Origin of the sequence: Enterobacter ludwigii (assembly GCA_023023105.1) — a bacterium.
GTDB lineage: Bacteria > Pseudomonadota > Gammaproteobacteria > Enterobacterales > Enterobacteriaceae > Enterobacter > Enterobacter adelaidei.
Genome location: CP083824.1, coordinates 3,778,476 through 3,805,232 on the forward strand (window position 1 = coordinate 3,778,476; position 26,757 = coordinate 3,805,232).

27 protein-coding genes are annotated in these 26,757 nt (G+C 53.7%); 12 read left to right on the forward strand and 15 right to left on the reverse strand.

All coding sequences use genetic code 11. The features are described from left to right. The first annotated feature begins 334 nt into the window (after positions 1–334). The 3 genes from mutH to LCD46_18225 all read left to right on the forward strand — a co-directional run bounded on the left by mutH (position 335) and on the right by LCD46_18225 (position 2,547). Positions 335–1,027 carry a DNA mismatch repair endonuclease MutH gene (gene mutH / locus LCD46_18215; GenBank protein ID UOY69971.1) on the forward strand — a complete coding sequence of 231 codons (693 nt, stop codon included), beginning with the start codon at positions 335–337 and terminating at the stop codon, positions 1,025–1,027. A gap of 128 nt (positions 1,028–1,155) precedes the next feature. Beyond that, positions 1,156–1,374 (forward strand): YgdI/YgdR family lipoprotein, encoded by a 219-nt coding sequence (locus tag LCD46_18220; protein UOY69972.1) that lies wholly within the window; start codon positions 1,156–1,158, stop codon positions 1,372–1,374. Positions 1,375–1,506: 132 nt separating this feature from the next. Then, a complete protein-coding gene (locus LCD46_18225) occupies positions 1,507–2,547 on the forward strand; it encodes an NADP(H)-dependent aldo-keto reductase (GenBank protein UOY69973.1) in 1,041 nt (346 codons plus the stop codon). Positions 2,548–2,594: 47 nt separating this feature from the next. Here LCD46_18225 and lplT read toward each other — a convergent pair whose 3' ends face one another. Both lplT and aas read right to left on the reverse strand, forming a co-directional pair. Beyond that, on the reverse strand, positions 2,595–3,788 hold the full coding sequence (gene lplT / locus LCD46_18230) for a lysophospholipid transporter LplT (protein UOY69974.1): 1,194 nt from the start codon (positions 3,786–3,788) through the stop codon (positions 2,595–2,597). After that, positions 3,781–5,940, reverse strand: coding sequence for a bifunctional acyl-ACP--phospholipid O-acyltransferase/long-chain-fatty-acid--ACP ligase (gene aas / locus LCD46_18235; GenBank protein UOY69975.1), 2,160 nt, complete (start codon positions 5,938–5,940; stop codon positions 3,781–3,783). The genes lplT and aas overlap by 8 nt, the downstream gene beginning before the upstream one ends. A gap of 425 nt (positions 5,941–6,365) precedes the next feature. Between aas and galR the strand changes: the two genes are divergently transcribed. Then, the gene (gene galR / locus LCD46_18240) at positions 6,366–7,382 is read left to right on the forward strand and encodes an HTH-type transcriptional regulator GalR (GenBank protein ID UOY69976.1); all 1,017 of its coding nucleotides are present in this window, start codon (positions 6,366–6,368) and stop codon (positions 7,380–7,382) included. On the opposite strand, the gene LCD46_18245 is transcribed toward galR, so the two are convergent. Further along, positions 7,343–7,828: a GNAT family N-acetyltransferase gene (locus tag LCD46_18245; protein ID UOY69977.1), complete on the reverse strand. Its 486-nt coding sequence runs from the start codon at positions 7,826–7,828 to the stop codon at positions 7,343–7,345. The two genes, galR and LCD46_18245, sit on opposite strands and share 40 nt — an antisense overlap. A 232-nt stretch (positions 7,829–8,060) precedes the next feature. Between LCD46_18245 and LCD46_18250 the strand changes: the two genes are divergently transcribed. Then, positions 8,061–9,098 (forward strand): LacI family DNA-binding transcriptional regulator, encoded by a 1,038-nt coding sequence (locus LCD46_18250; GenBank protein ID UOY69978.1) that lies wholly within the window; start codon positions 8,061–8,063, stop codon positions 9,096–9,098. On the opposite strand, the gene lysA is transcribed toward LCD46_18250, so the two are convergent. Next, positions 9,068–10,330, reverse strand: coding sequence for a diaminopimelate decarboxylase (gene lysA / locus LCD46_18255; protein UOY69979.1), 1,263 nt, complete (start codon positions 10,328–10,330; stop codon positions 9,068–9,070). The two genes, LCD46_18250 and lysA, sit on opposite strands and share 31 nt — an antisense overlap. Before the next feature lie 123 nt (positions 10,331–10,453). Between lysA and LCD46_18260 the strand changes: the two genes are divergently transcribed. Continuing rightward, positions 10,454–11,386, forward strand: a complete 933-nt coding sequence (locus tag LCD46_18260) for a LysR family transcriptional regulator (GenBank protein ID UOY69980.1) — start codon at positions 10,454–10,456, stop codon at positions 11,384–11,386. Positions 11,387–11,406: 20 nt separating this feature from the next. Here LCD46_18260 and LCD46_18265 read toward each other — a convergent pair whose 3' ends face one another. Further along, positions 11,407–11,958, reverse strand: coding sequence for a flavodoxin family protein (locus LCD46_18265; GenBank protein UOY72997.1), 552 nt, complete (start codon positions 11,956–11,958; stop codon positions 11,407–11,409). Positions 11,959–12,144: 186 nt separating this feature from the next. Between LCD46_18265 and LCD46_18270 the strand changes: the two genes are divergently transcribed. After that, entirely contained in the window at positions 12,145–12,543 is a 399-nt protein-coding gene (locus LCD46_18270; protein ID UOY69981.1) for a helix-turn-helix transcriptional regulator, read from the forward strand. A gap of 27 nt (positions 12,544–12,570) precedes the next feature. Here the strand turns inward: LCD46_18270 and LCD46_18275 are convergent, their stop codons facing one another. The 7 genes from LCD46_18275 to LCD46_18305 form a co-directional block, all read right to left on the reverse strand. Then, positions 12,571–13,263: an aspartate/glutamate racemase gene (locus tag LCD46_18275; GenBank protein UOY69982.1), complete on the reverse strand. Its 693-nt coding sequence runs from the start codon at positions 13,261–13,263 to the stop codon at positions 12,571–12,573. Positions 13,264–13,352: 89 nt separating this feature from the next. After that, positions 13,353–14,477 (reverse strand): LPS O-antigen length regulator, encoded by a 1,125-nt coding sequence (gene fepE, locus LCD46_18280; protein ID UOY69983.1) that lies wholly within the window; start codon positions 14,475–14,477, stop codon positions 13,353–13,355. Between the two features lie 212 nt (positions 14,478–14,689). After that, complete coding sequence (locus tag LCD46_18285; GenBank protein UOY69984.1) at positions 14,690–16,105, reverse strand: sugar porter family MFS transporter; 1,416 nt, start codon at positions 16,103–16,105, stop codon at positions 14,690–14,692. Between the two features lie 312 nt (positions 16,106–16,417). Further along, positions 16,418–17,179 (reverse strand): 2-dehydro-3-deoxy-D-gluconate 5-dehydrogenase KduD, encoded by a 762-nt coding sequence (gene kduD, locus LCD46_18290; protein ID UOY69985.1) that lies wholly within the window; start codon positions 17,177–17,179, stop codon positions 16,418–16,420. Positions 17,180–17,242: 63 nt separating this feature from the next. Continuing rightward, positions 17,243–18,079, reverse strand: coding sequence for a 5-dehydro-4-deoxy-D-glucuronate isomerase (gene kduI, locus LCD46_18295; GenBank protein ID UOY69986.1), 837 nt, complete (start codon positions 18,077–18,079; stop codon positions 17,243–17,245). Between the two features lie 236 nt (positions 18,080–18,315). Continuing rightward, positions 18,316–19,494 (reverse strand): acetyl-CoA C-acetyltransferase, encoded by a 1,179-nt coding sequence (locus LCD46_18300; protein UOY69987.1) that lies wholly within the window; start codon positions 19,492–19,494, stop codon positions 18,316–18,318. 93 nt (positions 19,495–19,587) lie between these two features. Next, positions 19,588–20,454 (reverse strand): LysR family transcriptional regulator, encoded by an 867-nt coding sequence (locus tag LCD46_18305; GenBank protein UOY69988.1) that lies wholly within the window; start codon positions 20,452–20,454, stop codon positions 19,588–19,590. 105 nt (positions 20,455–20,559) lie between these two features. Here LCD46_18305 and LCD46_18310 point away from each other — a divergent pair, with 105 nt between their 5' ends. Next, positions 20,560–21,021 carry a multidrug/biocide efflux PACE transporter gene (locus LCD46_18310; GenBank protein UOY72998.1) on the forward strand — a complete coding sequence of 154 codons (462 nt, stop codon included), beginning with the start codon at positions 20,560–20,562 and terminating at the stop codon, positions 21,019–21,021. 119 nt (positions 21,022–21,140) lie between these two features. Then, the gene (locus LCD46_18315; GenBank protein ID UOY69989.1) at positions 21,141–22,370 is read left to right on the forward strand and encodes an amino acid permease; all 1,230 of its coding nucleotides are present in this window, start codon (positions 21,141–21,143) and stop codon (positions 22,368–22,370) included. Between the two features lie 36 nt (positions 22,371–22,406). Here the strand turns inward: LCD46_18315 and LCD46_18320 are convergent, their stop codons facing one another. Continuing rightward, on the reverse strand, positions 22,407–22,877 hold the full coding sequence (locus tag LCD46_18320) for an Lrp/AsnC family transcriptional regulator (GenBank protein ID UOY69990.1): 471 nt from the start codon (positions 22,875–22,877) through the stop codon (positions 22,407–22,409). Positions 22,878–22,992: 115 nt separating this feature from the next. Here LCD46_18320 and LCD46_18325 point away from each other — a divergent pair, with 115 nt between their 5' ends. Next, positions 22,993–23,604 (forward strand): LysE family translocator, encoded by a 612-nt coding sequence (locus LCD46_18325; GenBank protein UOY69991.1) that lies wholly within the window; start codon positions 22,993–22,995, stop codon positions 23,602–23,604. Positions 23,605–23,629: 25 nt separating this feature from the next. Here the strand turns inward: LCD46_18325 and LCD46_18330 are convergent, their stop codons facing one another. Further along, on the reverse strand, positions 23,630–23,902 hold the full coding sequence (locus LCD46_18330; GenBank protein UOY69992.1) for an N-acetyltransferase: 273 nt from the start codon (positions 23,900–23,902) through the stop codon (positions 23,630–23,632). A 10-nt stretch (positions 23,903–23,912) separates the two neighbouring features. Next, positions 23,913–24,143 (reverse strand): (4Fe-4S)-binding protein, encoded by a 231-nt coding sequence (locus LCD46_18335; protein UOY69993.1) that lies wholly within the window; start codon positions 24,141–24,143, stop codon positions 23,913–23,915. Positions 24,144–24,321: 178 nt separating this feature from the next. On the opposite strand from LCD46_18335, the gene LCD46_18340 reads away from it, so the two are divergent. Continuing rightward, complete coding sequence (locus tag LCD46_18340; GenBank protein UOY69994.1) at positions 24,322–25,962, forward strand: sensor histidine kinase; 1,641 nt, start codon at positions 24,322–24,324, stop codon at positions 25,960–25,962. Then, positions 25,946–26,641: a response regulator gene (locus LCD46_18345; GenBank protein ID UOY69995.1), complete on the forward strand. Its 696-nt coding sequence runs from the start codon at positions 25,946–25,948 to the stop codon at positions 26,639–26,641. The genes LCD46_18340 and LCD46_18345 overlap by 17 nt, the downstream gene beginning before the upstream one ends. Positions 26,642–26,757 lie beyond the last annotated feature (116 nt).

Consider the following 26,757-nt stretch of genomic DNA (forward strand, 5'->3'; position numbering starts at 1 on the left):
ATCGAACAGCGTCGGTTTTATCCACAGATTGTGCCAATAAGTTAGGCACAAATTGTCTGAAAATTCGATTTTCATCGCACGTCAAGGCTGTAAATTGAAACAGTAGTCAGGGTTATGCCCAGTTATCCCATTTTTCTGTGGATAACATGGTGTAAGATCCTGTTCATTGTCAGTGACCAGATTTGAACAACCGGTTTTTCTTCTCAGATGAAACGATTTCAAACTAATAAAAAAACCTATAAATCATACACATGGAATATTCGTACAGAAAAAGTTAAACTCTATCCACAGGGGACAATTTCTTCGTTTATTTTTTAATCAAAAGGTTATCTTCATGCATCCGCTTACACCCTTGCTTTCACCTCCATCCAGCGAAGGCCAGTTGCTCCAGCAGGCTCAACGCCTGGCTGGCTTTTCGCTGGGCGAGCTGGCGGCAATGGCCGGGATTCCGATCCCGAAGGATCTGAAACGGGATAAAGGCTGGACGGGCATGCTGCTTGAACTGTGGCTGGGTGCCAATGCGGGGAGTAAACCAGAGCAAGATTTTGCGGCTCTTGGCGTAGAGTTAAAAACCATTCCCATAGACAGCCAGGGGAAGCCACTTGAGACCACCTTTGTCTGCGTTGCGCCATTAACCGGCAATACCGGTGTGACATGGGAGACCAGCCACGTTCGCCATAAGCTGAAACGCGTGCTTTGGGTACCGGTTGAAGGTGAACGCCACATTCCACTGGCCGATCGTCGCGTTGGCGCACCGCTGCTCTGGAGCCCGAATGAAGAGGAGGAGCATCAATTGCGTCTGGACTGGGAGGAACTGATGGATATGATCGTTCTTGGCCAGGTAGAGCGCATCACAGCCCGACACGGGGAAGTGTTACAGCTGCGCCCGAAGGCAGCCAACAGTAAAGCGCTTACCGAAGCGATCGGTGCGCAGGGCGAGCCAATACTGACGTTGCCGCGCGGCTTTTATCTCAAAAAGAATTTCACCGGCGCAGTGCTTGCACGCCATTTTTTACTAAAAACATAGTTTTTTACTCATTTTGAGAGATCCCAAACATAATCATCTGGTTTTTAAGATTTTACCGCTTCCTCCTGCCGGCATATCGGGTTAATACTACACTATGATTTGATACCAGCCAGGTGAGGACGATAACGATGAAAAAATGGGCAGTGTTAATTTCAGCAGTCGGCTTAGCGTTTGCAGTATCGGGCTGTAGCAGCGATTACGTCATGGCGACAAAAGATGGTCGGATGATCCTGACCGACGGAAAACCTGAAGTGGATGATGATACCGGTCTGGTCAGCTATCGCGATCAGCAAGGCAATAAAATGCAGATCAACCGCGACGAAGTCTCACAAATTATCGAGCGATAAACAGAGAGAGGTCAGTCGCTTGCTGGCCTTTTTGATTTTTTTCTTCCCCTTTTGCTTCCCCTCTGCCATGTTTATATTCCTTTGTCGGGAAGTTCCTGACGCGGTCTACATGTCTATTGAAGGAAGCCGGCTATGCATTATCACCGTATCCCCCACAGCTCTCTGGAGATAAGCCAATTGGGGTTGGGCACGATGACATTTGGTGAACAAAACAGCGAAGCCGATGCCCATGCGCAACTCGATTATGCCGTCAGCCAGGGGATTAACCTGATTGATGTCGCAGAGATGTACCCTGTCCCCCCGCGTCCGGAAACACAGGGGCTTACCGAAACCTACGTCGGTAACTGGCTGACAAAACGTGGCAACCGTGAAAAGCTGGTCATTGCGTCGAAAGTCAGCGGCCCCGCACGTAATAACGATGCTGGGATCCGTCCAAATCAGATCCTCGATCGCAAGAATATCCGTGCCGCGCTCGATGCCAGCCTGAAGCGCCTGCAAACAGATTATCTCGACCTGTACCAGGTTCACTGGCCTCAGCGTCCAACAAACTGCTTTGGTAAACTCGGCTACAGCTGGAATGAGAGCGCCCCTGCCGTTACGCTACTGGAAACGCTGGAAGCGCTGACCGAGTGCCAGCGAGCGGGTAAAATCCGCTACATCGGCGTATCTAACGAAACGGCCTTTGGTGTGATGCGTTACCTGCACCTGGCGGATAAACACGATCTGCCGCGTATCGTCACCATCCAGAATCCGTACAGCCTGCTTAATCGCAGCTATGAAGTGGGACTGGCCGAAGTGACGCAGTATGAAGAAGTGGAACTGCTCGCCTATTCCTGTCTTGGATTTGGCACGCTGACGGGGAAATACCTGAACGGCGCGAAACCGGCTGGCGCGCGTAATACCCTCTTTAGCCGCTTTACCCGCTACAGCGGCGAGCAGACGCAGAAAGCCGTTGCAGCCTATGTAGATATCGCGAAACGTCACGGTCTTGATCCGGCGCAGATGGCGCTGGCCTTCGTACGGCGTCAGCCGTTTGTTGCGAGCACCCTACTGGGCGCGACCACTGTGGAACAGTTGAAAACCAACATTGAGAGTTTCCATCTGAACCTGAGTGAAGAGGTGTTAGCGGAGATTGAAGCGGTGAATCAGGTATATACATACCCGGCACCATAGCTGGACGCTTTTGCCGGGTGGCGGCTTCGCCTGACCCGGCAAAGAACTCAACGCCGACGCTGCCAGATCCACAAGCCAGCAATCGCCAGCGCAAACAGCCCACCAAACCCGACGCCAATCCCCACCACCGGCACGCCCACTTTTACCGCCAGCGAGTAAAGTCCCAGCATCAACAGCATCGCCAGGTTTTCACCCAGGTTTTGTACCGCAATGGCGTTGCCTGCACCGACAGTTTGCTTGCCACGTTCCTGCAGTAGCGCATTCAGCGGCACCACGAAGAATCCACCCAGAATACCAATCAGGATCAGGAGGGCATAAGCTGGCAATAGCGCGTGTTGCAGCGAGAAAATAAGCACGACTACGCCAATAAGGATCCCTGCCGGCATACAGCGCGCCACCGTCTCAAGCGTCACCAGTTTCGCTGCCGCCCCCGCACCAACAACAATCCCGATTGCGACCATCGCATTAAGGTAGGTTGGAGTCGCATTGTCGGTGATACCCAGCGCCACCGGCACCCATAGCACCAGCAGGAAGCGCAGCGTGACACCCGCTCCCCAGAACATACTGGTTCCCATCAGGGAGAAGCGCGTTTCACCGTTACGCCACAGCACGCGACAGGCGTTGAAGAAACTGCCGGTCATCGGCTTAAAGCGCCAGGATTGTCCCGGGCGTGCAACTGGCAGCTTCGGGATAAACAGGTTAGCCACAACCGCCCCGCCATACACCACCGCACAGACCCCCAGAGCGGCCAGCACATGCCAGTCGGCAAGCACCCCACCCGCAACGGAGCCAAGCAGGATGGCCGCAATGGTGGAAGACTCCATCAGACCATTGGCTTTCACCAGCTTATCACCCGTTGTCAGCTCCCCGAGGATGCCATATTTCGCCGGGGAGTAAGCGGCAGCGCCAATGCCCACCAGCGTATAGCCAATGAACGGATTAAAACCAAAACAAATGCTTGCGGCACCCAGCAATTTCAGGCCGTTAGCAAACATCATCACCCGGCCTTTCGGGAAACTGTCCGCCACCTGCCCCACAAAAGGGGCAAAGATAATGTAAGCGCCCACAAACACCATCTGCAGGATCGGCTGGCTCCAGTCTGGATAAAACTCGGCTTTCAGCAGCGCCAGAGTGGCAAACAGCAGCGCGTTATCACCGAACGCAGAGAGAAACTGCGCGGCGATGACCGCCATCATGCCTTTTGATCTGAGCGATGTGTTAGTGTGTACTGACTCACGCATTTTGCTGTTCCGCCTCTTCAACCATGCGTTTCAGGGTCACGAAATCGGGCTTCCCGCTCCCCAGCACCGGGAGCTGCTTCAGGTAGCGAATATCGCGCGGCACCGCCAGTTCAGGGATACCATGTTCACGCGCATAGCTAAGTAGCCTGTCGCGCTTAAGCTCACTGTCAGTGGTAAACAGCACCAGCGCCTCACCTTTGCTGGCATCACTCTTCACCACGGTCGCATGAATCTTATCGGCGGAGACGGCCGTCGCCAGTTGCTCAACCATTTCCAGAGAGACCATTTCACCGGCGATTTTGGCGAAGCGCTTTGCACGCCCCTGGATCTGCACAAAACCTTGTTCATCAAAACGGACAATATCGCCGGTGTCGTACCATCCCGTTTCAACCTCACCCTTAACGTTTTCCGCCGTCGGCGCTTCCAGCACACCCGGGTTTTCCACGCGCAGATAACCGTTCATCACGTTTGGCCCTTTCAATTGCAAACGGCCACCATCCTCAATGCCCGGCACGGCCAACAAGCGCGCATCCATCCCCGGCAGAATTCGGCCAACCGTACCCGGTTTTGCCGCCATCGGCACGTTAATCGAAACCACCGGTGCGCACTCGGTCACACCATAGCCTTCAAGAATGCGCAAACCAAACTTGTCCTGCCAGATTTGACGCGTGCTCTCCTGCAGCTTTTCTGCGCCAGCTACCACATACCGCACGCGATAAAAATCATACGGGTTGGCAAAACGCGCATAGTTACCCAGGAAAGTAGATGTCCCGAACAGGACGGTGCAGTTACGGTCATACACCAGCTCCGGCACAATGCGGTAATGCAGCGGGCTTGGATAGAGGAACACTTCAGCACCGGTCAGCAGCGGCGTAAACAGCCCCACCGTCAGCCCAAAGGAGTGGAACAGCGGTAGCGCCGACATAAAACGGTCATTCGCAGTAAAGTCAGCAATGCTTTTGATCTGCTCGACGTTCGCCAGAATACTCTTGTGACTGTGGACAACACCTTTGGGGTTACCTTCCGAACCAGAGGTAAATAGGATAATCGCATCATCTTCCGGCTGCTGTTTGACCTGCGCCAGACGCGGCATCAGCAGGTGCGCAAAAATCCACAGCTTATCGCCAGTGGTCACGTCTGCTTTCAGATCTTCCAGGAAGACCCAGCGCACCTGGGTGAGCTGTTCGGGAAGATGCCAGAGCTTGCCTTTATCCAGGAACTGTCGAGAGGTAAAAACAGTTTTAATCTGAGCGGCGGTGATGGCGCTGGTCAGCCCCTTCACACCCGCCGTGTAGTTCATCATCGCCGGTATACGACCACGCGAAACGGCACCAAAAATCACTGCAGCGCTGATGCCCGCGTTAGGCAGCATCAGACCAATTTTTTCACCCTTCTTACTGTATTTTTCCAGAATGCGGCCCACAAACAGGGTCTTAGTCAGCAGTTTGCGATAGGTATCCGGGGTAAAGTTGATGTCTTCGATACAGTTTTTCTTCGCCCCATAGCGGTATTGTGCGGAAAGGAGGGACTCGTAGAGCGTTTCGCGCGGACGAACGGCCATACGCGCTTCCATCATAATCTGGTGCAGCATTTCACCCGCGATTTTACGACGATCGCGGGCACGCGGTGCGTCAGGCATCGGTAACGAGGTCGGCGGCAGAATATGCAGCGTTATTTTGGGGAACAGGCGCTGCTTTACCAGTCCCTTAAGACGGCTGAAGCGGGTTAACTCCGCCCCTTCAATACGCAGTGGTACCACGGTGGCTTTTGACTTCGCCGCCACAAACCCCGCGCCGTCGTAGATTTTCATCAGCGAGCCCGTCACCGAGATGCGTCCCTCAGGGAAGATGACCACCGGACGCCCCTGCTCCACCAGACGTACCAGATGTTTAATCATCATCGGTTTAGTCGGGTCGAGCGGCACGAAATCAATCAGCGGTGTGAGCCAACGCATATACCACTGCTGGCTGATGGAGGTATAAACCGCAAACACCGGACGCACAGGCAAAAACAGCGCCAGTAAAATGCCATCTATAAAGGAAATATGGTTTGGTGTGATAAGAACGCGTTCGCCGCGAAGCGCCTGGGCATCGCCAGTGACGCGGATTCGAAAAAGAATACGGAATAGTGTACGGAAGAACCCAAATAGCATCTCAACTCCCTTTGCCAGCCAGTGTGGAGGGTTGATAGTAAATGGTGGCAGATTACACGAGAAGTGATACAGGAGCGACAGCTAAAGTGGAGGCGAAAAAAAACCTGCGCATCCGCGCAGGTTGGTGCAAGAGATGAGTACGAAACCGTACTAAGAATTCTCACCAATCAATACCTCTGGGATCTCAACTCTACCAACCTCTTTCACGTCCTCGCTATCGGACAATCGCAACAGCCTGAGGCAAAGTGTAACTAAAGGTTCAGATTGACATTATTCAGACATGACTGGTCGTGTAACGATTACACCGTCAGGGTTGTGCTGCGTCACGTTTGTGGAGAACTGAAATCCACTCCCCTTGAATGCGCACCACTTTTCCGCAACACTACCGGGTGTGTAAACGCTTACCCCCACTAAGAAGGTATTTAATGGCGACAATAAAGGATGTGGCCCGTCTGGCAGGAGTTTCGGTGGCAACCGTCTCGCGCGTGATTAATGACTCGCCAAAAGCCAGTGACGCATCACGCCAGGCTGTGCAAAACGCCATGGAATCCCTGAACTACCATCCCAATGCCAATGCCCGCGCGCTGGCCCAGCAGTCCACTGAAACCATTGGGCTGGTTGTGGGTGACGTGTCTGATCCCTTTTTCGGCGCGATGGTTAAAGCGGTGGAGCAAGTGTCTTATCAGACAGGCAATTTTTTGCTGATCGGTAATGGCTACCATAATGAACAAAAAGAACGCCAGGCCATCGAACAGCTTATCCGCCACCGCTGCGCTGCGCTGGTTGTTCACGCCAAAATGCTTCCCGATACCGAACTTATTCATCTGATGAAGCAGATCCCCGGCATGGTGATCATCAACCGTATTATTCCTGGGTTTGAAAAACGCTGCGTGGCGCTCGACGACCGCTATGGTGCCTGGCTCGCGACCCGTCATCTGATTCAACAGGGACACACACGAATTGGTTATCTCTGTTCAAACCACCCCATTTCTGATGCGGAAGATCGGCTACAAGGTTACTACGATGCCTTGCGCGAAAACGGTCTCCCGTGTAATGACCGCCTGGTAGCCTACGGTGAGCCGGATGAGAGCGGCGGTGAGCAGACTATGACTGAGCTGCTTGGCCGTGGACGAAATTTCACCGCCGTTGCCTGTTATAACGACTCCATGGCCGCCGGGGCAATGGGGGTGCTAAATGACAACGGGATTGAGGTGCCGTCAGAAATTTCACTCATTGGTTTCGATGATGTGCTGGTCTCCCGCTACGTGCGCCCGCGCCTGACCACGGTACGTTATCCTATCATCACGATGGCAACGCAGGCCGCAGAGCTGGCGTTAGCCCTGGCTGAGAAACGCCAGCCACCGGACATTACCCATCTCTTCAGCCCGACCTTAGTGCGCCGTCACTCCGTAGCATCGCCAGCAGAAGCAGGAGAGGAATAGCGATAAAGGTGTACCGTTTTATTCGGGTACTCCAGTGCATCGCCAATATATTGCCAGCCGTAACGTTCATAGAAGTCACGGCAGGCAGACCACAAATGCAGCTCGCGATACCCGGCCTGAGCAGCATAGGTCATAACATGCTGCTGGAGTTGCCCGGCTAACCCTTTACCACGCGCCGCGTCGTCAACGTACAACGCCGCCAGCCACGGGAAGAGATCCTGCCGGGTGATCAGATCGCAACGCCAGAGCCCCACAGTGCCGAGAAGCTGTTCGTTTTGCACAGCAATAAAGGTCAATGGCAAAGCACCCGGCGTCTGGCTGTGCTCAACAATGCTATGAAAAAACGCCCGGGGAAGCCCCTCACCAAAGGCGTGCCAGATCCAGTCGGTCACTTGCTCCGCATACTGCGGTGCGGCGTAAAGCGGCAGAATGTTAGCCTTATCCATGTTTTACCTGTGTTTTTCAGTTCGATGCTCAGGCCTGATGCCCACGGCCAGTTTGTACACTATTTTACCAGAACCCGGCCATTTTCGTTGACTGCGGGCAGGCCGTTATGTCGGCGGGCGGATCGTTACCAAAAAGCGTGATCGTGGCAGAAGTTTTGCGTCCCCCGCATCGCTTATACGCTGCGAGGTCTGTGTTAAACTGCAGACCATTACGTGGAAGCAGGAATGTAGAATGGCAACAATGCTGGATGTCTCACTGCGTGCGGGCGTGTCGAAGGCCACGGTATCGCGCGTACTGAACGGCACAGGTCAGGTTAAAGAGAGTACGCGTCAGCAGGTGTTTGCTGCGATGGAAGAGCTGGGCTACCGCCCGAACTTTCTCGCGCGTTCACTGGCTAACCAGACCAGCAACAGCATTGGTCTGGTCGTCTCAACCTTCGATGGTTTTTACTTTGGTCGCCTTCTGCAACAGGCATCACGGCAGACCGAAACCCACGGGAAACAGCTGATCGTCACGGATGGACACGACGCACCAGAGCAGGAAGAACAGGCAGTGCAGATGCTGGCCGATCGCAAATGTGATGCCATTGTGCTGTACACGCGCTATATGAGCGAAAAAGCGATCATCAAACTGATGAATACCGTGCAAACCCCGCTGGTGGTTATCAACCGTGAAGTCAGCCAGGCGCCGGATCGCTGCGTGTTCTTCGAACAACAGGATGCTGCCTTTAAGGCAGTGGATTACCTGATCAATCAGGGTCACCGGGAGATCGCCTGTATCACCGTCCCGATCCATACCCCAACCGGGAAAGCGAGACTGATGGGCTACCGTAAGGCGCTGGAAAAGCACGGCATTCGTCTGGACGAACGCCGGGTAAAGTATGGCGATGCGGGAATGACGCGGGGATATGAGCTGTGTAAAGAGCTCATTGCCGATGGCGTGTCGTTTAGCGCCCTGTTTGCCTGTAACGATGATATGGCGCTGGGTGCATCCAAAGCGTTACACCAGGCGGGGCTTAAGATCCCGCAGGATATTTCGCTGTTCGGTTTTGACGATGCCCCAAGCGCGAAATGGCTGGAACCTGCACTTTCATCGGTTTATCTGCCTATCGACAATATGATTGTCACCGCTATCGATCAGGCCATCAGGCTGGCAAAAAACCAGCCTGTCGATGCGATCCCGCCGTTTACCGGCACGCTGGTACTTCGCGATTCGGTCACCACGGGGCCGTACTTTAATCAAATGAGTTCCAGCGCCAGCAGTTCCTGAATGGTCTGGCGACGGCGGATCAGCCGTGCCTTGCCGTTATCAAACAGCACTTCCGGCAGCAGCGGGCGACTATTGTAGTTAGATGACATAGAAGCCCCGTAGGCACCGGTATCGTGCAGTACAAGATAATCGCCCGGTTTGACCTCTGGCAGCGCGCGGGTTTCCACTTTGCCACCTTCCTGCTGAGTGAACACGTCACCCGATTCACACAGCGGCCCCGCAACGACCGTCTCACGGCGCGGCGCGTGCGTTAAATCGCGACCATCGGCAGCCAGTGCCGTTATGTGGTGATAGCTGCCGTACATGGACGGACGCATCAGATCGTTAAAACCGGCATCAATCAACACGAAATGGCGTGATCCCATCTCTTTCACACTGCGTACCTGCGCCACCAGCACACCGGCTTCGGCAACCAGGAAACGACCCGGCTCAATTTCCAGTTTCACAGCGTGACCAAGATGCGCAGCGATCTGGTCACGCGCGGCGCTCCACAGACCGTAATAGTGATCGGTATCGATCGCCTCTTCACCTTCACGGTAAGGAATAGAAAGCCCGCCACCAGCGGAGATGGCCTCCAGATCCTGACCAAAATCGACAACCTGACGCACCATCGCCCCGCAGACCTGCTCAAGATGAGCATAATCCACGCCAGAGCCAATGTGCATATGAATGCCGACCAGCTTCAGGTTATAACGCTGCAACACGTCAAGCGCGGCTGGCATATCGGCATACCAGATACCGTGTTTGCTGTTTTCGCCGCCGGTGTTGGTTTTTTGGCTATGACCATGACCAAAACCCGGGTTCACGCGTAACCAGACGCGATGACCTGGTGAAACCTGGCCTAGCTGCTCAAGCATATCCACAGACCCGGCATTTACCGGGATCTGCAATTCATGGACGCGCGCAAGCGTCGCATCGTCGATCACATCGGCGGTAAAGACGATCGCATCCGGATCGGCTTTCGGATCAAACCCGGCCACCAGCGCACGCTCGATTTCGCCCAGTGAAACGGAATCCACCTTAACACCCTGCTCACGCATCAGGCGCAGAATGTGAATATTGGAGCATGCCTTTTGAGCAAAGCGCACCACGTCAAACTGATGCAGAGCGGCGATCTTCTCGCGAACGATCTGTGCGTCGTAGACCCAAACCGGGCAGCCAAACTCCGCTGGCAAGCGCAGCAGATTTTCAGCGTTCAAATCGGTATCAGTCTGGTCGAGTGGGCGTGGCATGGTCTTCTCCGGATAAATTCATTTTTTTATGATTACGCCACAGCGGAAAAAGAATAAAAAATATCGTTTTATCGCGAGTCTATGCAAAAATGATATGGATACTTCTCTGCTTTCAGGTGCCCTATGCCCGCCGTCAACTTACGCCATATCGAGATTTTTCATGCTGTGATGACCACCGGCAATCTCACCGAAGCCGCGCAGATGCTGCATACCTCACAGCCGACGGTGAGCCGGGAACTGGCACGCTTCGAGCAGGTGCTTGGGTTGAAGCTGTTTGAACGCACCCGCGGCAGGTTACACCCAACGGTGCAAGGGTTGCGTCTGTTCGAGGAAGTTCAGCGCTCCTGGTACGGGCTGGACCGAATTGTCAGCGCGGCGGAGAGCCTGCGTGAATTTCGCCAGGGCGAGCTGTCGATTGTCTGTCTGCCCGTGTTTTCGCAGTCGTTTCTGCCGATGCTGATACAGCCTTTTCTGGCCCGTTATCCCGAGGTGAACCTGACCATCGTCCCGCAGGAGTCACCGCTGCTTGAAGAGTGGCTTTCGGCGCAGCGTCATGACCTGGGATTAACCGAAACCCTCGCTACGCCGGCGGGAACGCAGCGCACAGAATTACTGGCGCTAGATGAGGTCTGCGTCCTGCCTGCTGGCCATCCCCTTGCCAAAAAAAGCGTACTGACCCCTGCGGATTTCCACGGCGAGAACTACATCAGCCTGTCACAGACGGACAGCTACCGGCAGCTGCTGGATACGCTCTTTACCGAGCATCAGGTGAAACGAAGAATGGTGGTCGAAACGCACAGTGCCGCATCTATTTGCGCAATGGTTCGTGCCGGCGTGGGCGTCGCGGTGGTTAATCCGCTCACGGCGCTGGATTATGCGGAAAGTGGGATTGTGGTTCGACAGTTTAGCGTTTCAGTCCCCTTTACCGTCAGCCTGATCCGCCCGATGCATCGTCCGGCCTCTGCGCTGGTAGATGCGTTCAGCGAACATCTGCAAAGTGGGTTAAGCACGCTAACCGCACAACTGAAGAAGGTACTGGAAAAGACGCCCGACTAAGTCAGCGGGCGTCCTCTGACTCAGTTAAAACGCTTAGCCACAGCGGCAACACGCTCACCGAATTTTACTGCCGTTTGCAGATCGCCGCTGGCAATCGCGCCCGCATCCGCATCTGACGGAGACTGTACCAGCAGCCCGACAGAGCCACCGAGGTTGTTGATATCCTGACGCGTTGCAGCCTGCGTATTCGATGGCGGCAGGCCCAGGCTCACCCAAATCCCACCATGCTGCGATGCCAGCGTTTGCAGGTATTGCAGGGAAACTTGCTTGTCACCGTTCAGGCTCGCACTGTTACTGAAGCCCGCGAACACTTTGTCCTGCCAGCTGCGAACGAACCAGGCTTTAGAGGTGGCATCAGCAAATTTCTTAAACTGCCACGGCACACCGCCCATGTAAGTTGGCGCACCAAAAATAATCGCCTTTGCCTCGTTCAATTTTTGCCAGTCGCTTTCCTGAATTTCACCATTGCTGTCGATGGCGATCAGTTCAGCCTGCGCGCCCTCTGCGACTGTTTCAGCAACACGTTGGGTGTGGCCATAGCCTGAATAATAGATAACTACAACGCTCATAATAGATCTCCTGATGCAATATTGCCTTGTGAGTCAAAAGATTAAGACGGTTTTAAAATTGCTCTGCGAGCAGTTGCCATTTTCGGTTCCCTGGTATCAAATAGAAACCTTACGTCGTTTTATACACGCAAATATTCGCGGGCGTAAGAAGGCACTTTTACCTCACCTGGTTACCTCGAGGGAACCACCATGACTGAGTCTGTCGTACTGAAAGAGGAGATGCCTCCTTATAACGTGTTCGATGAGCGCTGCCCTACCCGCGACGTGCTGGCGCGTATCGCCGACAAATGGGCGCTGCTGATCCTCGCGCGTCTTGAAAACGGGCCAATGCGCTTTAACAAGCTGCAACGGGATATTCAGCGGATCACCAAAAAGGTACTGACCCAGGCATTACGCAAGCTGGAACGCGATGGGCTGGTTTCACGTGAGGTTTTCGCGACCGTTCCGGTGACGGTGGAGTACAGTCTGACGCCGCTGGGACAGGCGTTAACCGAAACAGTGACCGTGCTGGCACACTGGGTGGAAAGTAATATGGATGCGATTGTGGCGGCGCAATCCGCTTATGACGCCGCCAATGCACAGACCTGAGCCGGGACGTTCCCGGCGCAAGCCCGCTCAGGAGAGCATAAACTCCACGGCATCGGCAGCATGGATCGCTGTGGTATCAAACACCGGGATTGGACTGCGCGCTACCGGAACCAGTAAGCCGATCTCAGTACAGCCAAAGATCACACCTTCTGCCCCCTTCTGTGCAAGCTTCTCGATCACGCTGACGTAATACGCGCGGGAAGGTTCACTGAATGTCCCCAGGCAAAGCTCATCAAAGATAATCTGATTGATGCGTTTCCGGTCAGCCTCATCCGGGATCAGGCTTTCAATCCCAAACTCACTACTCAAGCGACCGCGATAGAAATCCTGCTCCATGGTATAGCGCGTACCCAGCAGTGCCACACGCGACATTCCGGATGCAGCAATTTTACGCCCGGTCGCATCGGCGATATGCAGGAAGGGTAACGAGCAACGCTCTTCTATCCGGGAAGCAACTTTATGCATGGTGTTCGTACAGAGCAAAATTCCCTCTGCTCCCGCACGCTCCAGCCCCAGCGCCGCCTGTGCCAGGATCTCCCCGGCTTTATCCCATTCACCGCTCGACTGGCAGGCCTCGATTTCATGGAAATCAACGCTGTGCAGCAGCAGGCTTGCGGAGTGCAGGCCGCCCAGACGCTGCTTTACCCCTTCATTAATCAGGCGGTAATACGGGATTGTTGATTCCCAGCTCATTCCACCTAACAGACCGATTGTTTTCATCACCCCTCCTTATCTCTGGTCTCTCTTTTAACACAACCGACGCCAATAAAAAAAGGCGCTGTATTCAGCGCCTTGTTAACCTGCAGAGTTTATTCCGTCACCGGCTCCGGCAGCGGATTACGGGTGAGCATCGCTTCGCGCAATAAAACGCTACCGCAGGCAAACAGCCCCCCCAGAAGCGCCGCCAGAACGACAATCAATGCCTTACCCGGGCCATCTTTTTTCACCGGCATGGAGGGGGAAAGCTGGTATCTGAATGGCTCAAGTTTGACATCGGCAAAGGAGAGTTTTTTCAGCTGCGCCAGGTGGTATTCGCGGTTCTGGAAATCCGCATTCAGCTCGGTCACGTCCTTCAGATTTTTTTCAATCTGCAGCTTTTGTGCGATCCCGTCAGCGCCGAGCGAAACAGAGTAGTCCGGGTCATCTTTTACCGCCTGTCCGTTGCTGTAGACCGGCTTCTTGATGCCTGCTGCATTCGCCACTTCCAGCGAATAATTCAGTCGCTGCAGGTTAGTATTGTGAATATTGGTCAGGCGGACGCGATCCAGTTCCAGCTGCTGCTCAACAACGTTCTTTTTGAGGGCGATCTGGTTACGGATATTCTGCACCGTCTCTTTCTCGACAATAGCCGTAATATAGTCGATATATCCCTCCAGGACGGATTGAGCATCACCCGCTGTCGGCGCGGTGAAGCTTAATGTCCAGGAGACAAATGGCGCTTTGTCCGCGTCTTTTCCCTGGGCGTCATTCACCGCTTTCATTCTATCTGAGATATTGACTATCGCCCGATGCAGTTCAAGCGGATCCACCTCGGCGTCTTTAAGCTGCGACATCACGTAAGGAGAGGATTTCAGATACTCTTCAAGCAATGACTGCGACTGAAACTTTTTAATGAACAGGTCAAAGACTTCCGGACGGGTAATCTTCACGTCTACATCAAGCACCTGTAATGCCACCATCATCTGGCGCAGCGGGTTCCACTGCGATTGTTCTGCCGGGGTAATCACCGCTTTACTGGTCCACTTCTGCGGCAGTAAAAATGAAACGGCCAACCCCACTAGTGCAAAAACAAGGGTAATGGTGACAATACGCTTTTTCGCTGCCACAAGAACTGCTACCAGGCCGAGAAGATCTATTTCTTTAGCGTGTACGGCCGGGGGGGCATAATGGGGAAAATCAAGATCGGTGCTTTTTTTGATATCCATCTCAGACATATGAAATATTTTTAGGATGCAGTGCATCTTTGCTCAAACGTTAGCGGTGGTCCGATGATACCGCAACTTAAGAATTATCTTAAAATGAAATCTTTTGATTTATCTGTCCCCTGCCAAAATTAGTAGTGAATTTCACCACCTGATTATTGTGATTAAGCGCCCCCTTTATGCCCTTCCGGCATACGTTGTAAGCGCTTAAACAGGCAATACGATCACACGCCTATATTACGCAGTTTCTCTCCCGCCATCAGCTTGCGTTCAATATGTTCCAGCGTGACGCCTTTTGTTTCTGGAATTAACCAGAACGTGACGCCAATAAACGCCACGTTCAGCACCGTATAGAGCCAGAACGTTCCCGCCGCGCCAATGGCGTCCAGCAGCGTAAGGAATGTCGCGCCGATGATCATATTCGATACCCAGTTGGTGGTCGTGGAACAGGTGATGCCAAAGTCACGACATTTGAGCGGCTGAATTTCGGAGCACAAGATCCACACCACAGGCGCGGCGCTCATCGCATACCCGGCAATACACATCATGGTCATACCGACAGAGAGCCAGGAAAGACCACTTGACGCCGTACCGTTATCAAACTGCATCAGGCAGTATCCGAGGATCAGCGTACCGAGCGCCATTACGCTGAAACCAATTTTCAGCGCCGGCTTGCGTCCGGCTTTATCCACGGTGAACACCGCAATAAAAGTGGCGAACATAAAGGTAAGCCCCACCACCAGTGTGGCCATCATCTGCTGTTCCGTGGTAGTGAATCCCGCCATTTTGAATATGCGCGGCGCGTAGTACATGATGATATTCATCCCGGTGAACTGCTGCATTGCCTGCAGCAACATGCCGAGGAACACCGCGCGGCGCACGTTGCGGTTGATCTTAAATAACGCCCAGCCTCCCTGCTTCAGCTTCAGGCTTTCACGGATCTCGTTCAGCTCTTCCCGTGCTTTTTCCGAGGTATCGCGCAACATGCGCAGCACCTCTTCGGCTTCCACATGACGTCCTTTTTGCGCCAGCCAGCGCGGACTGTTTGGCAGGAAAACCACCAGTACAATCAGCACCAGTGCCGGTAAAGCCAGCACGCCGAGCATCGCGCGCCAGTTGCCGCTGTAGCTGAAGTAGGTATCGGACAGGAACGCCAAAACAATACCCAGCGTCACCATCAGTTGATACATGCTGATCATCCTGCCACGCACGTTTTCACTCGCCATTTCGGAGAGGTAGAGCGGTGCCGTATAGGAAGCAATCCCGACCGCCACACCGAGCAGCACACGGGAAAGCAGCAACACTTCAACGTTCGTGGCAAACGCGGAACCAATGGAGCCGGCAACAAACAGAATCGCCCCGACCATCAGGCTGTACTTACGCCCCAGGCGGAACGAGAGCCAGCCATTAAACAGCGCGCCGATGGCCGCGCCGAGCATCATGCTGCTCACCACCCACTCCTGCAGACGGCTACTCAGGGTAAAGTGATCGGTTATAAACGGTAATGCACCGGCAATCACGCCGATATCCAGTCCAAATAATAAGCCCGCTACCGCGGCCGCAATGGAAACAAACTGATTCATGCGGCGGGTATCACGCAGCGCAGCGGGCATAAGGGTAGAGTCATTTATAGATGTCATATTTTTCCTGCCTCAACAGCAAAATTCGTTAACTGAAATTACGAGAAAGCGAGGAAAAGTGTCAGGCCGGAAATCGCGAAGTTATGGATTATTCCGCTACGGCATACGGTTCTGTGATGGACATTACAATTTCAACTCGTGGCGAATAATCACGTATTTTTACTAATCAATTAATATCTAAGAAATAAAAGTGTGATTTCCGTCATTTATGATTTTTCAGTATGGATTTTTCATCTTTACCGATATGGACTAAGCCAATTTTACGTAAAAAAAACCTCCGCCCATGGGCAGAGGTGCTTAATACAGATGGAATTAACGCGCCAGCCAGCCACCGTCTACAGCCACGGTGTAACCGTTGATGTAATCTGATGCCGGGGAGGCCAGGAAGACAATCGGCCCCATAAGATCGCCCGGCAGCCCCCAACGGCCAGCAGGAATACGCTCAAGGATTTCCGCGCTACGCTGTTCATCCGCACGCAGCTGCTGCGTGTTGTTGGTCGCCATGTAGCCCGGTGCAATCGCATTGACGTTGATATTATGTTTCGCCCATTCGTTTGCAAGCAGGCGGGTCACGCCCATTACAGCGCTTTTGGACGCGGTGTAAGACGGCACGCGGATACCGCCCTGGAAAGAGAGCATCGAGGCAATATTAATGATCTTGCCGCCTTTCCCTTGTGCGATGAAGTGCTTCGCCGCTGCCTGGGACATAAAGAACACGCTCTTGATGTTCAGATCCATCACATCGTCCCAGTCGCGTTCAGTGAAGCTAATCGCATCTTCACGACGAATCAGTCCGGCATTGTTTACCAGAATGTCGATATGCCCGAATTCCGCGACAGCACGTTCCAGCAGTTCAGGAATGGCGTCGATTTTACGCAGATCGGCAGTCAGGCTCAGGAAACGGCGACCCAGTGCCGTCACGCGTTCAATGGTTTCAGTCGGTTCAACAATATTAATCCCCACAATATCGCAACCCGCTTCCGCCAGACCTAACGCCATCCCCTGACCCAGTCCGGTGTCACACCCCGAAACCACAGCCACTTTCCCCTGAAGAGAGAATGCATCCAGAATCATGTTTATTCCTTACTCTTTCAACGCCTGTCACTCACAGGCAGGTTTATGCTTCACTGCCCGCGACTAGCGCAGATCGCTGACCGCAATATGGTCCATATCATCGAAGACCTGGTTTTCGCCCACCATTCCCCAGATAAAGGTGTAGGCTTTCGTCCCTACGCCGGAGTGAATGGACCAGCTCGGTGAAATCACCGCCTGCTCGTTATGCATTACGATATGGCGCGTTTCCTGCGGCTGTCCCATCATGTGGAACACGCAGGCGTCCTCGTCCATGTTGAAATAGAAGTAGACTTCCATGCGGCGCTCGTGGGTGTGGCACGGCATGGTGTTCCACAGGTTACCCGGCGCGAGTTCGGTCAGCCCCATGCTGAGCTGGCAGGTCTCCAGCACATCCGGCACGAAGTATTTATTGATGGTGCGGCGGTTGCTGGTGAGATTGTCGCCAAGCGTCACAGGGGCAACGTCTGCCGGAGTGACCTTCCTGGTTGGGTAAGTGGAGTGAGCCGGGGCGCAGTTGTAGTAAAACTTCGCAGGCCTGCTGCCGTCGATGCTGGCGAAGATCACATCTTTCGCCCCTTTACCCACGTAAAGCGCCTCGCGATGGCCAATCTCATAGCACTGTCCGTCTACGGTGATGGTACCCGGCCCGCCGATGTTAATCACACCCAGCTCGCGACGCTCGAGGAAATAGCTCACGCCCAGCTGTTTACCGACCTCACCGCCCACGGAGACGCTGCTCGTGACGGGCATAATCCCGCCCACAATAATGCGGTCGATATGGCTGTAGACCAGGGTGTACTTGTCGGCCTCGAACACCTGCTCGACTAAAAACTCATTGCGCAGCCCTTGAGTGTCCAGCGTTTTGGCGTGCGCACTGTGGATGCTTTGTCTGATGTCCACGATAACCTCCAGATGTGGTCATGCCCGAAGGCAGATAATAAACGAAACAGCGTTCCGTTTTCATGATGAGCACATACTATCGGCATAAAGTGGGCTTTTCAATTATATTTAAAACAACGTTTCATTTTTATTTTTGTTTGTATCGGAAATGACGTTCGGATCACGATAAATGGGGATTGAGAAACACAGCACCATAAAAAAACCTCCCGCAGGAGGTTTTTTAGAATGAGAAGAGGTTAACGTTCGATGGCCAGCGCCACCCCCTGCCCGCCACCTATACAGAGTGTGGCAATGCCTTTACGGGCGTTCCGCTTTTTCATTTCGTGGACCAGCGATACCAGGATCCGGCAGCCGGACGCACCAATAGGATGTCCCAGCGCGATCGCCCCGCCGTTGACGTTTACCCGCAGGGGATCCCACTCCAGCATTTTGCCGACCGAGATCGCCTGCGCGGCAAAGGCTTCGTTTACTTCGATCAGATCCACATCTGAGAGCTGCCACCCCGCACGATCCAGGCAGCGACGGGTAGCATACACCGGCGCGATCCCCATTAACGCAGGATCAACACCTACGCTGGCAAACGCCTTGATGCGGGCCATTACGGGGAGATCCAGCTCAAGGGCTTTGCTTTCGCTCATCATCATGACGGCCGCTGCGCCATCATTAATGGAGGAAGCATTTCCCGCCGTAACCGACCCCTGCATTTCAAAAGCAGGGTTAAGCCTCGCCAGACCTTCAGCGCTGGCGTCGGTACGCGGCTGCTCATCGGTATCCACCACGACAACCTCGCCGTTCTGACGCTGCGTGCTGACCGGGACAATTTCATCGCGAAAACGGCCGGAATCAATCGCCGCGCGCGCCTTTTGCTGCGAGCTTAAGGCATAAGCATCCTGCAGCTCACGGCTGATGCCGTACTCGCGCGCCAGGTTTTCCGCCGTCACACCCATATGATAATCATTGAACGCATCCCAGAGCCCGTCATGCACCAGGCTATCAAGCAACTGGCTGTTGCCTAACTGTGCGCCGGTACGGCTGTCGGTCAATACGTGCGGCGCGCGGCTCATGTTCTCTTGTCCGCCCGCAATGACCACATCCGCTTCACCGCACTGAATGGCTTGCGTTGCAAGATGTAGCGCTTTTAGTCCTGATCCACAGACGTCGTTAATGGTGATTGCGGAGACGGTATTGGGCAACCCACCTTTCAGCGCCGCCTGGCGCGCAGGGTTTTGCCCGGCTCCGGCAGTCAGAACCTGTCCCAGGATCACCTCATCAATTTCATGGGCTGCGATCCCGCTACGTTCCACCAGCGCTTTTACCACCACGCTACCCAGGTCAACCGCCGAGTGACGCGCAAGCGCTCCCTGAAAACAGCCGATAGCTGTACGCAACGCACCCACTATTACGACATCTTTCATCACGACCTCTGTGTTAAATGACATGACGATAGTAGAGGATTGTTACTGGCAATTATCTTAATTGTTTAAAAATAGTGAGTTTAATCACAAGGATCAGCGCGCATCCTGCAGATACTGCCGCAGCCAGCTTCCGGCAATACCTGGTGGGGATCGTTTATTCCATAGCAGATCGATCCCTGTCGCCCGCGGCCAGCCGGGAACATTGAGCTGTACCAACGATTTCGCGGCGGCAAATTCATCCACCAGTGCGCACGGCAACACGCACCAGCCAAATCCCTGTACTGCCATACTCAAGAGTAACAGGTAATTCGGCGCTGACCAGACGGGCCCGCGCGCGAGCGCCGCCTCGCGCTCAAGATAGGTGCTGAGCCGCAACTCTCGCCAGCCGTGCAGTTCGTCGGCCTGAATTTCAGGTTGACAGGTCAGAGGATGCGTGGTCGCAACATATATTGCCATGCGGGTCTGCATCGGCAGCCGTGTGAAGCCGATATCCGTAGGGTAACTGTCCCGCGCTTCCGTCAGGCCAATCTGCGCTCGCTCCTTTTGCAGCAGATCGATGACGTCCTCTTCTTCGCCAATCAGGCATTCGAATTCCGTATGAGGAAAGCGCCGGTCAAACTGGTTCATGAGATCTTCCAGCACATCCGGATTAAGGGTATCGGAAAGGACAAATGTCAGACGCGCCTCCGTTTTTGCCGTTAATGATACTGCCAGCTCATCAAGCCGCGTGCTGGCGGCGAGGATAGCCTGCACATAGCCCAGCACCTGCTCCCCTTGAGCCGTCAACACCGGCTGGCGCGCCGAGCGGTCAAAAAGCTCGAAACCCAGATCGGCTTCAAGATTGGCAATGGACGTGCTGATCGTCGACTGGCTTTTACGCAACCGGCGTGCGGCAGCAGAAAAAGAACCCGCCGCGACGGTTTCAACAAACGCAGTAAGGGCTTCGGGGGAATAGCGCATGGTCTATCTACTTTTACGATGGATACCATCTTTAATATATCAGCTTTAGCGATAAAAATAGGCCCCATCAACGCCCATACTGGCGAATTAACGAGGTCTATGACTATGCAACATCAGGATGCACTCCAACGTAAACTGCCGGAGCGGATCTTTCATGCTGTCTGTTTTGAAGGGATTGCCACGGCGATCCTCGCCCCTACGGCGGCGTGGCTCATGCAGCGTTCCGTGGTTGAGATGGGCGGGTTAACCATTATTCTGGCCACCACCGCCATGCTGTGGAACATTATTTATAACTTCGGCTTCGACCGTTTCTGGCCAGTTCAGCGCGTCAAACGTACGGCAAAAGTCCGTGCGCTGCATGCCCTGGGGTTCGAATGCGGGTTCATCGTGATCGGCCTGTCGATTGTCGCCGCCGTGCTGGGCGTCACGCTGCTAGAGGCATTCACGCTGGAAATAGGTTTCTTCCTGTTCTTCCTGCCGTACACCATGTTCTACAACTGGGCATATGACACGTTACGTGAAAAATTCATTAAGCGTCGTCAGCAAAGACGCGCCCTGGCAGGCTAACTCCCCCCTGGCCGGACGACTGGTCCGGCCAAACTCCGTCGAAGCAACTGCGCTCTCTACGCATAACTATGGTAAATTGCACTCCATTCCGATGGTTTGATAGTTGATACGTTGCTCTAATGTCGAAAATTTGGTCAAAAGATGAGACTCTCTGGAGTTTCGCTCTCTACGGCACGGCCGTGGGCGCAGGAACGCTGTTCTTGCCCATTCAGCTGGGCTCCGCAGGCGCTATCGTCCTGTTTATTACCGCCCTTGTGGCTTATCCGTTAACCTACTGGCCGCACCGAGCGCTGGCACAATTTATCCTGTCGTCGAAAACCAAAGGCAATGAAGGGATCACCGGCGCCGTATCGCACTATTACGGCAGGAAGATTGGCAACCTGATCACCACGCTCTATTTCATCGCCTTCTTTGTGGTGGTGCAGATTTATGCGGTGGCCATCACCAACTCGCTCACGGAGCAACTGGCAAAACACCTGACGGTGGATACCGCCGTTCGCGTACTGGTCAGCCTGGGGGTGGTGCTGGTTCTCAATTTGATCTTCCTGATGGGACGGCATATCACGATAAAAGTGATGGGCTTCCTGGTGTTTCCCCTGATTGCCTATTTCCTGTTTGTCTCCCTGTATCTGACGGGAAGCTGGCAGCCGTCGCTGCTCACCAGCCAGATGGCATTTGATCAACATACCCTGCATCAGGTATGGATTTCGATTCCGGTGATGGTTTTTGCTTTCAGCCATACCCCGATTATCTCAACGTTTGCCGTTGACCGTCGTGAGAAGTTTGCTGACGGTGCTATGGATAAATGCAAGAAAATCATGAAGGTGGCATACCTGATTATCTGCCTGAGCGTGCTGTTCTTTGTCTTCAGCTGCCTGCTCTCTATTCCACCGTCGTATATTGTGACCGCCAAAGAGCAAGGGGTTACGATCCTGTCCGCGCTGTCGATGATGCCTTCCTCTCCGGCATGGCTGGGTATTTCCGGGATTATCGTGGCGATTATTGCGATGTCGAAATCGTTCCTCGGCACCTATTTTGGCGTGATTGAAGGGGCAACGGAGATCGTGAAATCGTCACTGAATCAGGTGGGCGTGAAAAAGAGCCGCGCCTTTAACCGTGCAGTTTCCATTATCGGGGTGTCGTTAATCACCTTTGCGGTCTGCTGCATAAACCCGAATGCCATTTCGATGATTTATGCCATCAGCGGTCCGCTTATCGCCATGATCCTGTTTATCATGCCGACGCTGTCGACGTATCTGATCCCGTCCCTGAAACAGTACCGTTCCATTGGCAACCTGCTGACGCTGATCGTCGGCGTGCTGTGCGTGTCGGTGATGTTTGTCGGCTAATCCCTTTCGTGCCCGGCGCTCTGCCGGGCACGCCATTCAGTCTCGTCCTGTCGTATCCAGCGGAAAAGGCCTGTCCTGCACGACCGTTTTCATGACAAGCGTCGAGCGAAGATGCTGCACGCCCGGCATCGCTGAGAGTTTCTCGTCATAGAGTTTTTGAAATGCAGACAGGTCACGCGTCACAACGTGCATCAAATAATCGGGATCGCCAAATAAACGCTGTGCCAGCACGATTTGCGGTATCTCTTCCACCGCATCTTCAAAGGCGCTAACCGCTTTTCTGTCACCCTCTTTAAGCGTCGCAAATACTATCGCCAGGAAGTTAAATCCCATTTTGGCGGGATCGAGGCTGGCGCGGTATCCCGTTATGGCTCCGCTTTGCTCCAGCGCCCGCACGCGACGATGGCACGGCGAGAGGCTCAGATTCACCCGCTCTGCCAGCTCCGTAAGTGATAAACGACCGTCAGATTGCAGCTCCGCAAGAATTTTTCGATCAATGCTATCCATGTGGAAGATTTTCTCAGTTTTACCGTGTTGTAAGCATAACATTGAAAGCCTATTTCGCAGGGTTAGCGATATTCTTTTTCTCAACGTTTGACGCACTGCGGGGGTCTTCAGGACTATGGAAATGAGTATTGTGGCCGGCTTTTGGGTGGTTTCTTTTCTGCTTATCATGACACCGGGGGCGGACTGGGCCTATGCCATTAGCGCCGGGATTAACGGTCGACGCGTGGTCCCGGCTGTGATGGGGCTGATGTCCGGTCATCTGCTGGCTACGATGATCGTGGTTGCGGGCGTGGGCGTTTTAATTGCTCAACATCCAATGGCGTTAGCCGGGCTGACCGTGGCGGGAGCCCTGTATCTCCTGTGGCTTGGCATAACGTTATTGCGTCACCCAGCCGCACCGGAAAAGGCCACCCGCCATACGGGAAACTGGACACAGTGGGCGGTGAAAGGACTCTGTATTAGCGGCCTAAACCCGAAAGTTTTTTTGCTGTTCCTGGCCCTGCTTCCGCAATTTACAGACCCAACCGGAAGTTGGTCGATAGCGATGCAGATGTCTGCGCTTGGGATGATGCATCTTATCACCTGTACGCTGGTCTACCTGCTGGTGGGGTATGGCTCGAAAGCCGTGCTGGCGACCCGGCCACAGGCGGCGCGTCTGGTGAGCAGAGCATCGGGAGGGTTGATGGTGCTGATAGCGATGGTATTGCTGTTTGAGCAGGTAAGATAAAAACACCGGCCATCGCCGGTGTTACTTACGCCCGAATATCGTCATATTCCCGCGTATTATCAAACTCATGTTTAGCAAACGGGCACAGCGGAATAATTTTACGGTTCTCGCCGCGCATCTTCTCCACCACTTTCGCCACCAGCTGTTTGCCAACGCCCTGCCCTTTCAGGCTCGGATCGACGTCGGTGTGCTCAATAATGCTCAGGTGCTCGCCGGTCGGTACGAAGACAATCTCCGCGACCTGATTTCCGTGAGCATCGTTCACGTAAAACTTGTTATGGCCTTCCAGAATATCCATGGTTCCTCGCTTATTTTTGGCGATACTTCAACGCACCGCTCGGGCAGGTATCAATCACACGTACAACCGTTTCAACGTCCACTTCATCGGGAATGATCCACGGTTTACGTTTCAGGTTAAACAGCTTAGCGCTTCCGCGAACGCAGTTACCTGAGTGTTTACAGATCCCGGTATTGAAGTAAACATCAATTTTCTCGCCGGTATAGGCCCGGTAACCTGCATCCAGTAGTTCTTTATCCATGACATTGCCTCTGTAATTATTCTGGTATGAAATGAAGCATAGCCTTACGCGATCCCGATGGCTATTACACCGAAAACGAAAAGCCAGGTCACAACTCTTTTCATGCCGGATTGCGCGCCCCTGATGTGCATGTCAGGCTCCGCAAATGTCTCACTTTTAAATGGCTACCGCAGGTTGAATGAAACGCAGACTCTCTTTTCAGGTAAAGCTTTTTTTAGCGCTGGTGTGCTTCTCCTGCCTGCTGTTAGTTCTGCTGGGAACGATCCTGTTTCATTTTATTGACCGACAGCTCCATCACGATCTTGGCCAGCGCGCCAGGGTTCAGGCCAGTCAGATCGCGCTGATGCCGGGTCTGGCGGCAATGGTTGCGGCCCGAGATATCCCCGGCATTGCCCGGTTAATTCAGCCGCTGCGTGCCGAAAGCGATGCCAGCTATATTGTGATTGGCGATCCCCAGGAACAGCACCTTTATCATTCTGAATCCCCGGAGCGGATTAATTTACCGATGATCGGTGGGGATAATGCCGAGGTGTTAAAAGGCAAAACCATTATTTCCGTGCGCCAGGGCGGAATCGGGGTTTCACTGCGCAGCAAAGCCCCCATCTTTAACGCACAGCACCAGGTGATTGGCATTGTCTCCGTCGGCTATCTGACCTCATATATCGCCAATATTAATGCCCGCATTCTCTGGCAATCCGGGTTGTACGGTGCAGGTCTTCTGCTGCTGCTGTTTATTTTCTCCTGGCTGTTTACCCGCAATCTTAAAAAGCAGATGTTCCGGCTTGAACCAAAGGATATTGCTCAACTGGTTTTGCAGCAAAGAGCGTTGCTGGAAGCCATGTATGAAGGGATATTCGCCATTAATAAAGAGAAGCAGTTGATTCTCATTAACCGTGCGGCACGAGAGATGCTGGATATTCGGCAAAGTGAGAAAGACCTTATCGGCAAACCGCTGAAAGATGTTCTGCAAACCTCCCCGGGATTCCTGTCTCAGCGCTACGCTTCGGTGAGCAGCGGCAACCACGACCAGATTGCGGTGCTTAATCAGCGAGAGGTGATCGTTAACCGCGTGGCGATCGAGGTTGAACCGGGTGTCGAGAGTGGTTGGGTATATAGCTTTCGCGACAAAAACGACATTAACACGCTTAGCAGCCAGCTCAGTCAGATCAAGCGCTATGCGGATAACCTGCGCATTATGCGCCACGAACAGCTGAACTGGACCGCCACGCTGGTGGGGTTGCTGCAGATGAAACACTACGACGAGGCAATCCGTTACATCCAGGTGCAGTCAGAAGGGGCGCAGCGCGTGCTGGACTTTGTCTCTGCCCGTTTTGTTTCTCCGGCGTTGTGTGGGCTGCTGTTAGGAAAATATGTCAGCGCACGCGAAAAAGGCATTGAACTGCTGTTTGATCCCGCCTGTCAGCTCACCCGCATGCCAGCCACCCTCAATGAAACGGAGCTGATGTCCATTATTGGTAATCTGCTGGATAACGCCGTGGATGCAACCCTGAAAGCGCCGGTGCCTGCACCTGTTGAGCTCTACATTTCTGACCGCAATCAGGAGTTATTGATAGAGGTGGCTGACCGTGGCTGTGGGGTGGATGATACGATGAAGCCGCATATCTTCCGCCAGGGGTTCAGCAGTAAACCAGACAGTGAGAACGACATTGTCGGCACCGAGCACGGTATTGGTCTGTTTCTGGTGGCAGGATATATCGATAAGGCTGGCGGCAGTATTGAGATTGCCGACAACACGCCACAGGGCACTATTTTTTCTGTGTTTATTCCGAATGGGCAACAGCATGACCCGACCACTTGATGTTGTGATAGTTGAAGATGAACCGCACCTGGCGGAGCTGCATCGCGAGTATATCGAGCAAAATTTCCTTTTGCGCGTGGTGGGCATCGCCGCGTCCATTGAGCAGGCCTGTAGCCTGATTCGTCAGCATCAGCCGCGGCTAATTTTGCTGGATAACTATCTTCCGGACGGTAAAGGCGTGGAGTTAATCGACAACCCACTGCTAAAAAGCTACGAATGCTCGGTGATCTTCATCACCGCCGCCAGTGATATGCAAACCTGCAGCCATGCCATGCGCAGCGGTGCGTTCGACTATCTGATTAAGCCCGTCTTTTTCCAGCGTCTGCACGCCTCTCTTGAGCGGTTTATGCGCTTCATCCATACCGTACAGCAGGTGAAGGTGGTCGACCAGCATGCGCTGGATCGCCTGTTTAACCTGCCTGCCGCGGAATCGTCCGTTACACCGTCGACGAAAGGGATTGAGCCCCAAACGCTGGAACGGATGAAACAATTTTTCGCCGACAATCCCGACAGGGCGATGTCGGTGGAAGAGGTAGTGGAGAACGTCGGGATCAGTAAAACCACGGGGCGTCGCTATCTTGAATACTGCGTGGAGAGCGGGTTAATCAGCGTCGAAATGCTGTATGGCAATATTGGTCATCCGCGAAGGTTGTACCGCAAAGCCGCCGATAAACCGTAATCCGAAACCGTTCACAGGCTAACGTTCGCGGATTTTATGGTGTTAATTGCTGAAACGACGGCAACAATCACACTTCGGAATCATTGCCCGCTTCACCCTATTGTGGGTGGAGCCCA